This is a genomic window from Anaerobacillus sp. 63XJN7_5_ISO-PGPR-S23-430 (assembly GCF_056173695.1).
This window is the reverse complement of sequence record NZ_CM149686.1, coordinates 2,024,904-2,038,171: the sequence shown is the minus strand read 5'-3', so window position 1 is coordinate 2,038,171 and position 13,268 is coordinate 2,024,904. Positions and strand designations below refer to the sequence as shown.

The following is a 13,268-nucleotide window of genomic DNA, read 5'->3' as shown; positions in this document are numbered from 1 at the left end:
TTTTGCAGCATACGGTGAAGTCAGGTGAAACATTATCTTCTATTAGCGGGGATTACCGAGTTCCAGTCACTGAAATCATAAGGGCAAATTCCATACAAAACCCTAATCTTATCTATCCAGGCCAGCTTATCCAAATCCCTGGATACCCTGATCCTGCAACACTTCCATATACCATTTATGTATCTCTTACACAGCGAACGCTTACACTTCAAAAAAATGGATCTACTGTAAAGGTATACCCTGTTGGTGTGGGGCGTATGCTTCACGATACGCCAACTGGACAATTTATTATCATTAACAAAGCTCCAAACCCCGGCGGACCATTCGGTACGATGTGGATGAGTATTTCTAAAATACATTATGGTATACACGGGACAAATGATCCTTCCTCTATTGGGAAATATGTATCGAAAGGATGCATACGAATGTATAACCGTGATGTCGAAGAACTTGCAAATACGATTCCAATTGGAACGGCCGTTTCAATTGGTCATTAATTTGGATTATTGCAAAACAAAAACGCCGTCTACAAACGGCGCTTTTGTTCATTTCATTCATCGTTTCAGTCTTCTTTATAAAAGTCATAAAGTAACCGACCCGCATTCGCAATAGCATCTCTTCCGTACCGGTTTTCTAGCAATCCAGCTGTTAAAAAAGCATAGATAACCGGACCTCTTGATGTAAATAAAATACCCGCGTCATGCTCCACTCCTGCAAGTTCACCAGTTTTATGAGCAAGCGTGTTTTTCTTTAGGGTAGAAATCTTACTTGTAAACTTATCCTTAAATTGCTGCTGAAGCAAAACGTCTATCGCCCATTTCATAGATGAGTTTGATAGAAGGTGTTGTTCAACTAGTTGATTTAATAGTAAATAAGTATCTTTTCCACTCATCATATTATCTTTTCCAGCTTTGACGGCTTCTCGGTCCATCATTTTCCTCATTAGCTTTGAATGAAAGGCCCCCGCTCCTTTCATAGTATGATTAATATTCGCTATGCCGACTAAATCAATTAACTGATTTGTAGCTGTATTATCAGAAGAAATAATCATCAGATGAATCAGATCAGTCAGTCTCCATTCGAGTTCTTTACCTAGATGGTAGATCACACCAGCGCCTTCGACTCGATTGACATCTTCAATCTCTACTACTTGATCTAATGTGAGCGCACTTCTATCCACTTGTCTTAAAGCTTCCATCATAATAGCAATTTTAATAATACTAGCTGATGATACAGGCTGATCCTCATGATGAGTTAATTCTCCATCAGGCGTTGATACATACACGGATTGGTTTCCTTCAAGACCCTGGAAACATGCTATAATTTTCTCTTTTACTTGTTCAAACTGCATTAATTCGTCTCCCAGTAGCGGCAAACGCCACAAAGTTCTTCCTCATAGAGCGTACCTTTAAGAGGGGTAATTTCTATAAAGCGTCCAGTGCTAGGAGAATGAATCATTTTTCCTCCACCGTAATATATGCCTACATGATGCACAGATCCCTTTCCGTGCTCATAAGCAAAAAAGAGAAGATCACCTCTTTGCCAGTCACCTTCTTCTACTAGCGTTCCACTCTTTAACTGATCATGGGCATCTCGCGGAATCGTACAGCCAATAGTTCTAGCCATATTGTAACTAAATCCAGAGCAGTCATATCCATAAGATGACATACCTCCCCATAAATAGAGGAGACCAATAAATTGTTCAGCTTCGCGAACAAGGTCTAAGCCTGTTCCAAATGGGCCATTTGTTGGACGAGTCGTAACGTCTTCTTTGTTCAAAATCACCTCTCCATGTGGAGTCCAGACAAGGTAAGTTCGTTCACGCTCTTCTAAAACAGGAAGGATCGTTTGATAACTTAATCGCATTTCACTTTTTCCATTTTGAGTTGTAAATTGAACACCATGCTTATTTGTAGCTACAACTTCAGTAAATACTCCTGGTACATTTTCAGAAAGTTGGATCGTTGGAATCCATCCAGGATAGCCTCTTTCATCTTTTGAAGAGGGTTGTGAAGGGACGAGTACATAAGACCAATTTCCTCGCTGATCTAAAACTAAGACCTCTTCCCCGTACAAAACTTGGGATTGAACGTGGTTATTATCGCACAGTTCCAATCTATTCGAATAAGACAATGGTTCCAACCATTCTGTTAATTTCACTGGATTGGTTAGAGCATTATGATCAACTGTCCTTGCCTTCTCCGGAGTTGTCCATAACGTTGCTACGGCTACGGCAATTGTTTTTTTAGTCCATTCCAACTGTAATCCCACCCTTTTCTACATAGTGAATTCCTAAACCATAATCTTCAGTAAACGTCATCATATTTTTAGTATATTGAACCCCGCCATTCACAAGATCGTAATCAAGCATCAGTGGCGCATCGAAATCAAACCTCGTTATATTTCGTTGGCTAGCAGCAAGGTGTGCGGCGGCAGTTATACCGACTCGTGATTCAATCATACTTCCTACCATACACTCCATTCCAGCACTCTCCGCTAACGCGTTAATCTTTAATGCTTGATGGATACCGCCAGACTTCATTAATTTAATATTAATAAGGTCACTTGCTCGGGTGATGATTACTTTAAGTGCGTCCTCAGGTGAAAACACGCTTTCATCTGCCATAATTGGGGTGTAGACAGCATCAGTCACTTTTCTTAGACCTTCAATATCTTTCGCATGAACGGGCTGTTCAACTAATTCGATGTTAAGACCTTCATCCTCCATTTTTCGAATGGCATAAATTGCTTCCTTAGCTGTCCACCCCTGATTGGCGTCAAGACGAATAACGGCATCGTTTTGAACGCGCTTTCTAATTTCTTTGATTCGACTTAAGTCGTTTTGAATGGTGTCTTTGCCTACCTTTACTTTCAAAATTGAAAACCCATCTTTTATGTATTGAACAGCGTCAGTTGCCATCTCTACAGGTTCGTTTACACTAACGGTGTAGTCTGTTTCCAGGGCATTCCGATATCCTCCAAGAAATTGATAAAGAGGGAGTTGACTTCGCTTAGCCAATAGATCATAAATAGCCATATCAACTGCTGCCTTTGCGCTCGTATTTCCAATCATTGATTTCTGTAGAGTGTACATGACGGATTCATATTCCGTTAAATCCATTCCAACCAATTTCGGCTTCACGACATGTTGAATGGCCGAATCAATACTAGCAAGACTTTCACCAGTAATGACGACTGTTGGAGGTGCTTCTCCATAACCGACGTATTCCCCAGCTGTTATTTTTACAATGATCGCTTCGGCATTTGTCACTGTACGAAGCGCCGTTTTAAAAGGTTTCTTTAACGGAACGGATACAGAAAACGTTTCAATATTAGTAATCTTCATAGATATCTCCTTTAAAATATTCATAGTTTCATCATATGTAATGCCTAGTGTTACGAGATAGATAGTCTCAAGTGTGTGATGCATAGCTCAAGCTAATTCTATCAATGATGCGTGTAAAACTATAGCCCTTTTGCCAATATCGTATAATGACAGAAAAAAAAGAGCCTGGTTTTCGTATCACCAGGCTCAACTGTATTACTTCATATCTGCCCATTTCAATTCCATATAGCCAACAGGATGACGTACAATTCCCGTCACATCTTCATTCTGAAGATAAACCTGATTGTAGAAATGAATCGGGAAGATTGGCATCTCTTCGAACAAGAGTGCTTCAGCATCATGCATGTATTCAAATCGTTTAGCTTCATCTGTTTCTTCTTTCGCCTGTGCAATTAAGGAATCGTATTCTTCATTACTCCAGCCAGTACGATTCATAGAGTGCCCAGATTGGAAACTTTCAAGGAAGTTGATTGGATCAGCATAATCTGCAAGGAAAGAACTCCTTGAGAACTGTAAGTTTAATTGCTTTTGTTCATCAGAGAATACGTTCCATTCCTGATTGGCAAGCTCTACATCAACACCAAGAACTTCTTTGTACATTTGTTGAAGAGTTTCAGCAATCTTTTTGTGATCATCACTCGTGTTATACGTTAATGTTACGGCAGGAAGCTCATCATAACCTTCTTCTTCCATGCCTTTTTCTAGTAGTTCTTTTGCTTGATCAGCATCATTGGTTACAAGATCACCGCCAACCTCTCTGAAGTCGCCGCCTGCTGCATCTTCAAACCCATACGCCACAAAGCCATTTGCTGGCTTCTCTTCATTTTTTGTAACAAATTCCACGATTTTCTGCTGATCGACTGCCATAGCAAATGCTTTTCTAATATTTTCATTTTGGAATGGCTCCATTTCAAGATTAAAGCGATAGAAGTATGTTCCTGACTGATCTTCAACCTGAGCTTGTCCATCACTGAAAAGCTCTTCACTTAAGTCAGCTGGTACATCAGAAGTATGAAGTTCACCAGTTTTGTACATTTGATATTCTGTATTCGTGTCATCAACCATAGCCCAATCTACTTTATCGAGCTTTACATTTGCAGCATCCCAATAATTTTCATTCTTACTAAATTCGAATTTTGAATCATGTTCCCATTTCGTTAGTTTAAAAGGACCATTACTTACATACGAATCAGCTTCTGTATGCCATTCCGGATTTTCTTCTACTGTTGCTTTATGAACAGGGAAGAAAGCTGGGTTTGAAATAACACTAGGGAAATAGGCTACTGGACTTTCAAGAGTTACCTCAAGTGTTGTTTCGTCCACAGCTTTTACCAACATATCTTCTTCTGATCCATCTCCAGTGTTAAATGCCTCTGCGCCTTCAATAAAATAAGCAAGAAAAGCTGCAGGTGAAGCCGTATCAGGATTCGCTAGACGCTTCCAAGCATATTCAAAATCTTCCGCTGTAACAGGCTCTCCGTTAGACCACTTGGCATCTTCACGAAGGTGGAAAGTATATGTTTTGCCATCTTCTGAAAGATCCCACTCTTTAGCAGCGGCAGGCTGTGGCTGATCTTCCTTATCTAGACGCGTCATACCTTCCATTAAATTGTTTAAAGCGTTCCACGAAACGCTATCAAAACCAATTGGTGGATCAAATGATGTTGGTTCACTTCCATTGTTTAACTTCAGTACTTTCGCTCCATCCTCTTGCTTTGCATCATCATTTCCTGAATTTGATTCTGATGAACTATTTTCCGTAGTTGTACAACCAACGATGCTAATAAGTAGCACTAGAGAAAGTAGCATTGTAATAATCTTCTTCAAAAAAATTCCCCCTTAGTATTTGTATCAGTGAAAACTCATCGAGATGAGGATTTACTTACGTAGTTTAGGATCAAGTGCATCTTGCAAACCGTCACCGAGAACATTAAAAGCAAACATCGTTAATGAAATAAAGAATGCTGGAAAAAACAGCCTCCACCAGTGCCCTGATAAAATAACCGATAATCCATCATTTGCCATTACGCCCCAACTCGCTACGGGTGCTTGTACACCTAGTCCTAAGAAACTTAAGAAGGCTTCGGCAAAGATAGCTGTAGGAACGGTTAAAGTCATTTGAACGATGATCGGCCCCATCGTATTAGGAAGGAGATTCTTTCGAATAACGCGACTTGCGCTTGCTCCAAACGTACGAGATGCGAGAACATGCTCTGCGTTCTTTAACTGAAGAACCTGTCCTCGAACAATTCGTGCCATTCCGACCCACCCTGTTACAGTTAACGCAATAATAATCGTAAAGAGCCCAGGACCCATGACGACCATCAAAAGAATAACCATTAGGAGATATGGAAGACCGTACAAAATTTCAATGATTCTCATCATGAAATTATCCGTTCTTCCACCTTTATATCCTGAAAACCCTCCATAAGCTACTCCAATAACAAAATCGATAATCGCTGCCATAAATCCAACAAACAATGAAATTCTAGCTCCATTCCACGTTCGTGTGAACATATCTCGACCAAGGTTATCTGTTCCAAACCAGTGCTCAGAAGATGGAGGTAAGTTCCCTTCGGTCAAAACCTGATGATCGTAAGAATATGGTGTTAGCAACGGACCAAATATGGCCATTAAGACAAGCAATACTAACATGATAAGACCAGCCATAGACAACTTGTTCCCAGACAACCTCATCCATGCATCTTTCCAATAAGAAATACTTGGCTTTGCAATCATCTCTGCATTATTAGAGGAATCTTTTAACGGAAGAAAGAGGTCTTCTGATAGCTCTTGTTTCGTATCTTTTCGCTCCGGTATCATGCTATTCCCCCCTCTTATGCAGCTTAATTCTCGGATCTAGTATCCCGTAAGCAATATCTACAATAAAGAGCATCATAATGAGGAAGGCACTATAAAAGACTGTTGTTCCCATAATGACAGGATAATCACGATCATTTATACCGTTGATAAAATATTTACCCATGCCAGGAATGGCAAAGATTTTTTCGATAACAAAACTCCCAGTTAATACTCCAGCAACAAGTGTTCCAAGAATAGTAATAACCGGCAGTAAAGCATTTCTCATAGCATGCTTCATAACAATTTGGAATGTTGTCATCCCTTTTGCCCGAGCAGTCATGATGTAATCTTGATTGAGAACTTCGATCATACTTGATCTAGTAAGGCGCGCTATGATGGCCATTGGCCCAGTTGCAAGCGCAATAGAAGGTAGGATCATATGCATTGGCGAGGCCCAAGTAGCCACCGGGAAAACTTCCCAGTTCACAGCTAGCTGTTGAATAAGTAAAGTCGCCATAATAAAGTTCGGTACTGAAATGCCAAAGACCGCAAAAGTCATCGCTATGTAATCAATTGCACCATTGTGACGAAGGGCAGCCATAATGCCTAGAATAATACCTGAAATAATCGCAATCAAAAGCGACGTAACCCCAAGTTCTGCCGAGACTGGAAATCCTCTACCAATCATTTCATTAACCGACGTAGATGATTGTTTAATAGAAGGCCCAAAATCAAGTGTTGCAAGTGATTTAATGTAAATGGCATATTGAATAAAAACTGGTTCATCCAAATGATAGTGCGCTTCAAGGTTTTGCTGCACCGCTTCACTGGTGTTTCTTTCCTGGTTAAATGGTGACCCTGGTACCGCATGCATTAAGAAGAACGTAATGGTTACGATAATCCACAATGTAATCACCATGGCGAAGAGACGATTGATAATATATTTCGCCACAGGCATCCCTACTTTCTAGCTAAATGTTGTTCTTGATGCTAATTCAGTCATCACAAGCATAGCTTGATAGACTTCAAGCATATTTTTCGCTTGATATTTAACTGTCGTTTCTTTTTCAATCTCAACACCAGGCATAAGGCTCGCCCACTCGGCATGTCCATGATTCGCAAATTCAATGCGAAATACAGGCTCGCGAGGAGGAACTAAAGGTTCGACATTGTGTCTATTAAGCATTGCCTTTTCTGTTTGTTGACGTAACACTTGCCCTGTTTTTTGTGGTGATAACAAAAGAGCGGAAGATCGAGAAATCGTTTCTTTTACAACAGCTGTTGTTATGTTTGGGATAAGCTCTTCGGCTTCTAGTGCAGCTCTGTCATCGCCTGCAACGAACAAAATCGGAACACCAAAGTATCCGGCAACGTATGCATTCATCCCTAGCTCTCCTACAACTTGATCATTTATGTAGAAATTTCTCACATTGTGGAACATGGAATGAGACATTACGCCCGGCATACCGGCGCGTGCATGATAACCGATCATCCCCATACCTTCATATGTACTGTCTAACCCCTGAACCATAGAAAAAGGCTTCACATCTCCTGAAATGAGCCTTGCTTCGGGATGAAGCTTCTCAATAAGTAAGTTGTTCATTTTTGAGTGACTATCATTTACCGTCACAGCTGAGCATCCACTTCCAAAGGCGGCTTCGATTACGTGATTGGCTTCCTGCGTCATCATTTCCTGACCACGCATATAATTCTGTTTATTCGAATCCACAAACGTCTCATCTACAAGACCGGTTACGCCTTCCATATCTACCGATAAATAAAACTTCACAAATGTTCTCCTTTCTCTCTAGATTCGTAACTTTCTGAATAATTATACCACTATTTACTTCATTTCTCAAAATATTCTAAGGAGATCGCGAAGTTTTATTTCATTCTGCAAATGCTCCTCAATGTTCGTAGAGTTCACAAAAAGGGGGATCCTAAAAATATATTTACAATATATAAAAACCACACCAGTATATTGATAACCGAGTTACTTCAGATGGACAAATCGTGAAATCACATAACGCTTCAAAGGCCAAAACATATATTAAATCATAAAAAAAGAGAGCTTAGAGGCAAAATGCCATTTCAAGCTCTGTAAATTTTGTTATTTTATTAAAGCTCCAACAACCATTGACGGTGATTGCTAATGAAAACGCAAATTATAGTTACTTGTCGTTCAACTACATTTTCTCTACTTATATTATACCGCTAATTTCCAGGTAATTATAGACTACTATTTTTATACTTGCTGCTCTATACTATTTTATACAAATCAAAAAAGAGAGGTGTATTAAAATGAATGACAAAAAAGATGTCTTAGATCATGGACCTTTCTTTCATGGTACGAAAGCAGAACTAAAAATTGGAGATCTATTAGTACCGCAACACTTATCAAATTACCAAAACAAAAAAGCGAACTATATTTATTTCACTGCTACATTAAATGCCGCTAAATGGGGGGCTGAATTAGCAATATCTACATCAAAAGAAAGAATATATATTGTAGAGCCATTAGGTGAATTTGAAAATGATCCAAACGTAACTGACAAAAAGTTTCCCGGAAACCCTACACGTTCTTATAGATCGAAATCGCCCTTAAAAATAGTAGCTGAATTAAGTTCATGGGAAAGACATTCCGATGAAGAAATAAATCATATGCTTGCATCTATAAAAAGGTTACATGAACAAGGGAAATTTGTCATATATGATTAATCTTCTAAATCTCTCAAATCATAAATTGAAAGAAAAACTAGGTATCTCAATACTAGCGATGCCTGGTTTTGAACAAAAAGTTCTATTGTGTATCTAAACTTGCAGCCTCTCTTATTGCATGCAGATAAGCTCCGAGTTTCTGGAAGGCAGTTATTATGAATAACTATCTTCCTTCTTGCTGTAAATTTCATAAGCAAAATATCCTAATAACATACCTATACCAGGTCCCCAAGTAATTGCAGAAAGAAAGGAAAAGGTGCTAAACATGCTGAGAAGTATAGCAACAGCCAAACCAAACATCATTCCGAATGGTATTAAGCTATCTAATATAGTTTGAGCACTTCTTATTTTTTTCTTACCTAGAGTTCCTTGCTTAGACTTATGTTTCATTCTTAGAATTACAAATACTCCAATCCCACCCACTATTGCAACTGGCAGTATAATATGCGCAATTTCCAAAGATAAATCCATATTATAAAACCTACTTTCTTTCGCTTATTATGTAGATTAATTTTCAACATAGTTTATCCCGTTAAACTGTCCTCTTAATCAACTTAAACAAAAAGGAGCGTAATCCTTTTTAGATTAACGCTCTTTTTTGTAGAATACTTCAAATCAAGATATTTTTCTTTAGTTTTAGCAACCGTTCGTGAAAATACCTAGTAGAAGATTACTCATATATCTATTCCAAAAAAATTAAATAGTTCTGAAATGATTTCATCACTTCCTGGTGTAAACATAAATATTGAGAACGCAATACTTATGACCCCTATCAATACCAAGGCATTTCTTTTATTCCCAAATAGCCCCTTAACAACTAAAAATATTCCTACAAATAATATTAAGAAATACCAAAACCCCATAACCTCACCCCTTAATAGAATAACGTTTCGTCAAATATTACACCAGCTTGCTAACCGATAACCACTGTGTAGCTATCCCTCCGAGATAGTTCAAGACTCGATTTCAAGATACCTACCTTATAAGAGGCCTTATCCTCCCATTATTATCGATAAATAATTTATAAAAGCAAACCACCCAAAGGAAGCTAAGTTTAATGTAAGCACCGTAATTGACAGATAAAGATGATAGCACGAATTTTGTCTAAATCGTATTAGGGAAAATATTGACCCCAGAATACTTACTACAAATATCAATCCCAATAAAACATTCATTCCATTGGACTGCCTGATTCCTAAACTAGCAAGTACATTAATTAAGTAAAGCAGGTTAACAATTATTGATATAGTTAATAATACTTTCTTCATACTACCTCCTTAACTAAATAGTTCTAGTGATTGTTTAATGCGGTTACCTCACACAAATCCAATTATTTCAAATGGAATCCAGGGTATCAATTCTTTTTCACTAAAAGAGACTTATTTTACTGCAGATAAGTTCCGAAATTGTTTACTTAGAATTCTCTTCGAATCGAGACGTATTCTCATATAACGTTTTCACGTGAATCTGTTTCCCTACTTCTTCAAATAACTTTCACACTGCTTGTCAGTTTCAATTTTCGCTTCAGTAATTTATATTTGAGTAAAGTCTCTTTATGAGACCTCGCTTACTTATTTGTTACCGAGTTGTTCTGCCAAACCAATTAGAAGTCCTTCGATTCCACGAATGTAGCAGAGCCGATACGAGTCCTCGTATTGAACCATTTTGCCAACGAGCTGAGCGCCATACATAGTAAGTCTGGATACCATTTCGTCAATGTCTTCAACGGTGAACATTAGGCGTTGATAACCGAGTGTATTTACAGGATGAGTCCGATGATCTGATATAGTTGGTGGGGTGATAAATCGCGAAAGTTCAAGTCGGCTGTGACCATCTGGGGTAACCATCATAGCAATCTCTACGCACTGAAAACCCAATCCAGTTACCCGACCAGCCCATTCACCTTCGACAGTGGCTCGTCCTTCGAGGTTCAAGCCAATCTCCTCGAAGAATGAAATTGCGTCATCAAGAGATTCTACAACGATGCCGACATTGTCCATTCTTAGCAATTTGTTTATTGCCATAATTAGATCACTCCTTATTAATTTTAATCAGAACTATCGACTAGTAGCACTTGAACTCAGGTGAATTTATATTAATTTATAACGTTTTTAGTCTTCCAGATAAGCTTCTAGATTATGGAACACCTCAAAAACTGATTTATTTTTCAAATTCGATGTTTGGTAGGAGCGTAACATTATCTTGTTTGTTTAAAATATTTATTACATCTTTTACCGAACCTTCATCCAATTGGTATGTTAGGATATCTTCTGGTACAAGACTTTGAATGAACCCTTCTCCATCTTCAGTAATCCATAATTGAAATGCTTTATTATTGCTTTCTTCAATAATAAGATCATTGGTCAATACTGGAGGTGTTTTAATAACCTTTTGATCATCAAGTTCTTTTGCATTGTTGGTGGCACCAACGAATACATCTACTTCTTTTTTCTCTTTAAACGCTACTTCTTCTGATTGTTTTTCATTTCCAATCCAAAAGCTTACTTCTACTCTTTCAACATTTTCTAATTCGTTTGTTGAACAGGCGCTTAGAGATATTGAAAGTATAATCATAATCAATATGTTTCTTTTCATTATTTGTCCTCCCAGTTATTCTACAATCCTCCCTAAAGCCTACATAGACTTACAATTTATTTAGCAAACGCTCCGATTTATTTTAATAAGAGACTTAAGAAAAATAGATATTCACTGCTACTAACCCTATTACTGAAAAACTATAAATCGACCAAACAATTCTTCTATTGCCTCTGGGAATTTCTTTGTTTCTTAACGCTCGCAGTTGTTTATAAGTCATAAGTACAAACACAAACATCGAGACTAAAAGTAGTTCATTCATTTCTTCACCTCTATATATTCTTCCACATCCTGCCTGGACCTGTATATAGCGATTACTTTTTATTCGGTAAGCGGTCCGAGATACTGGAAGATGGTATATTTCGTACAAAAACTTATGATACACTTAGATTAAGTAAGTTCAATATCTAACATTTCTTTTTTCTTTGAATGGAAAGATTAGAGGAGTTTGACTGGGAAATTCTAAAAAAAAAGGTGGAATTTTATGCTTTGGCTTATGTTAATAGTAATATTTCTGCCTTTTATAGCAAGACGAATAGAAAGGCATTTTCAACGATTAAAAAAAGAAAAAAATGAAATGAAGGATATCTTCAGTGATTGAGAGAAAATGATATCCCCACTTAATTAACCTATTGCTTTAGTTAACAAGCAAAATATACCACAGTAGAACTTCCATAAACTGGAAGTTCTACTTTTGTGAAGTATCAACATTAAACTTTAACATAGCCATTTAATTAAAAAGAAGCCTATCTTATTACAGATAAACTCCGAGTTTATTTAATTATTTTTATCCAAAAGTAGTAGTAAATAGCTGCTTCCTAAAAGAAGAAATGCAATTTGAGTTACAGCGTAAACTGTTAACTCAACTGGTTTCAGCTTCCTTTCCCGTTTGATTTTCTTAAAATGAAAATAATAATAAATTGCACATATGAGCAACACAACTCCTGATACTTGAAATATAATCTCTAATAAACCAATCACAAATATCACCTCTAGTAAATTTCCCAATTGTTGTTTAAACAGATACTACCCTCTTAAAAATTCTTGCTCTACTCGTCAATACCAATTATTTCAAAACGATTCTATTAAATCCATATTTCATTTACAATAAGGAGCCTATCTTATTACAGATAAGCTCAGAGATAATTGATCAATTGGTTCTCTATGAATTAATAACTAATTTCGACTTACTTTTCTTAAAGTTATAATTATTGTTAATTGATACACTGTAAATGAAACCCCAATCAAGGCTATAAATATTAATGATAACTGTGAACTGGCGATACTATTACTATTAAGCAACAAAAAAGATACTCCGATCCAAAAAAATATTAACCTTATTATTCTATTTGTTATGTTTGATTTGAACATTTTACACTTCCTTCAAATTAACACTCCAGCCCTAAACCTACATAGAGCACTTACGTATTGTTAAGCAAAATTTCCGAAATAATTGAGCAAATTCCCTATAAGATAATTATCAAAATGCAATTCTAATCAAGGATGGGTAATCAGCCTCACTTAAGAAGTACGTAAATATAGTAAAGCTGATAATCAAAGTTCCAATAATGATTACAATGACACAAAGAAACAGACGGCTACTATGTTTAACTGAAACAACCCGAAAATTATACTTGAAAATCCGAGCATTAAACAAATGGTTGCAACAATCACATTGGTCATTTTGGATAACAACGCGCTAAAAAGAGAAGAAAGAATACAATTTGCAATCCTAGACCATAAATGGGTAGATTACGAGACATTTAAATATACCCCCAAACGCTAACCTTCTAAGCGAATGCACTTT

At 37.3% G+C, this 13,268-nt stretch carries 13 protein-coding genes; 2 read left to right on the top strand and 11 right to left on the bottom strand.

What is annotated here, in order from left to right; all coding sequences use genetic code 11:
* Nucleotides 1-2 precede the first annotated feature (2 nt).
* Entirely contained in the window at nt 3-497 is a 495-nt protein-coding gene (locus AC0VYJ_RS11000) for a L,D-transpeptidase family protein (RefSeq protein ID WP_475367360.1), read from the top strand.
* A gap of 65 nt (nt 498-562) precedes the next feature.
* Here the strand turns inward: AC0VYJ_RS11000 and AC0VYJ_RS10995 are convergent, their stop codons facing one another.
* The 7 genes from AC0VYJ_RS10995 to AC0VYJ_RS10965 all read right to left on the bottom strand — a co-directional run bounded on the left by AC0VYJ_RS10995 (nt 563) and on the right by AC0VYJ_RS10965 (nt 7,937).
* Entirely contained in the window at nt 563-1,351 is a 789-nt protein-coding gene (locus AC0VYJ_RS10995) for a serine hydrolase (protein WP_475367359.1), read from the bottom strand.
* Nucleotides 1,351-2,259, bottom strand: a complete 909-nt coding sequence (locus AC0VYJ_RS10990) for a C40 family peptidase (protein ID WP_475367358.1) — start codon at nt 2,257-2,259, stop codon at nt 1,351-1,353. The genes AC0VYJ_RS10995 and AC0VYJ_RS10990 overlap by 1 nt, the downstream gene beginning before the upstream one ends.
* Nucleotides 2,246-3,346, bottom strand: coding sequence for a dipeptide epimerase (locus tag AC0VYJ_RS10985; RefSeq protein WP_404682100.1), 1,101 nt, complete (start codon nt 3,344-3,346; stop codon nt 2,246-2,248). The genes AC0VYJ_RS10990 and AC0VYJ_RS10985 overlap by 14 nt, the downstream gene beginning before the upstream one ends.
* A gap of 195 nt (nt 3,347-3,541) precedes the next feature.
* Nucleotides 3,542-5,173 (bottom strand): peptide ABC transporter substrate-binding protein, encoded by a 1,632-nt coding sequence (locus AC0VYJ_RS10980; RefSeq protein ID WP_475367357.1) that lies wholly within the window; start codon nt 5,171-5,173, stop codon nt 3,542-3,544.
* A gap of 51 nt (nt 5,174-5,224) precedes the next feature.
* Nucleotides 5,225-6,169 carry an ABC transporter permease gene (locus tag AC0VYJ_RS10975; protein WP_430246340.1) on the bottom strand — a complete coding sequence of 315 codons (945 nt, stop codon included), beginning with the start codon at nt 6,167-6,169 and terminating at the stop codon, nt 5,225-5,227.
* A 1-nt stretch (nt 6,170) separates the two neighbouring features.
* Complete coding sequence (locus AC0VYJ_RS10970) at nt 6,171-7,100, bottom strand: ABC transporter permease (RefSeq protein WP_430246338.1); 930 nt, start codon at nt 7,098-7,100, stop codon at nt 6,171-6,173.
* A gap of 15 nt (nt 7,101-7,115) precedes the next feature.
* A complete protein-coding gene (locus AC0VYJ_RS10965) occupies nt 7,116-7,937 on the bottom strand; it encodes a M55 family metallopeptidase (protein ID WP_430246335.1) in 822 nt (273 codons plus the stop codon).
* A 512-nt stretch (nt 7,938-8,449) separates the two neighbouring features.
* On the opposite strand from AC0VYJ_RS10965, the gene arr reads away from it, so the two are divergent.
* Nucleotides 8,450-8,866, top strand: coding sequence for an NAD(+)--rifampin ADP-ribosyltransferase (arr, locus tag AC0VYJ_RS10960; protein ID WP_475367356.1), 417 nt, complete (start codon nt 8,450-8,452; stop codon nt 8,864-8,866).
* A gap of 153 nt (nt 8,867-9,019) precedes the next feature.
* Here arr and AC0VYJ_RS10955 read toward each other — a convergent pair whose 3' ends face one another.
* The 4 genes from AC0VYJ_RS10955 to AC0VYJ_RS10940 all read right to left on the bottom strand — a co-directional run bounded on the left by AC0VYJ_RS10955 (nt 9,020) and on the right by AC0VYJ_RS10940 (nt 11,461).
* Nucleotides 9,020-9,337, bottom strand: a complete 318-nt coding sequence (locus AC0VYJ_RS10955) for a hypothetical protein (protein WP_475367355.1) — start codon at nt 9,335-9,337, stop codon at nt 9,020-9,022.
* Between the two features lie 203 nt (nt 9,338-9,540).
* Nucleotides 9,541-9,729 carry a hypothetical protein gene (locus AC0VYJ_RS10950; protein ID WP_475367354.1) on the bottom strand — a complete coding sequence of 63 codons (189 nt, stop codon included), beginning with the start codon at nt 9,727-9,729 and terminating at the stop codon, nt 9,541-9,543.
* A 708-nt stretch (nt 9,730-10,437) separates the two neighbouring features.
* Complete coding sequence (locus tag AC0VYJ_RS10945) at nt 10,438-10,890, bottom strand: VOC family protein (protein WP_475367353.1); 453 nt, start codon at nt 10,888-10,890, stop codon at nt 10,438-10,440.
* Between the two features lie 136 nt (nt 10,891-11,026).
* Nucleotides 11,027-11,461: a YhfM domain-containing protein gene (locus AC0VYJ_RS10940; protein WP_475367352.1), complete on the bottom strand. Its 435-nt coding sequence runs from the start codon at nt 11,459-11,461 to the stop codon at nt 11,027-11,029.
* Nucleotides 11,462-13,268 lie beyond the last annotated feature (1,807 nt).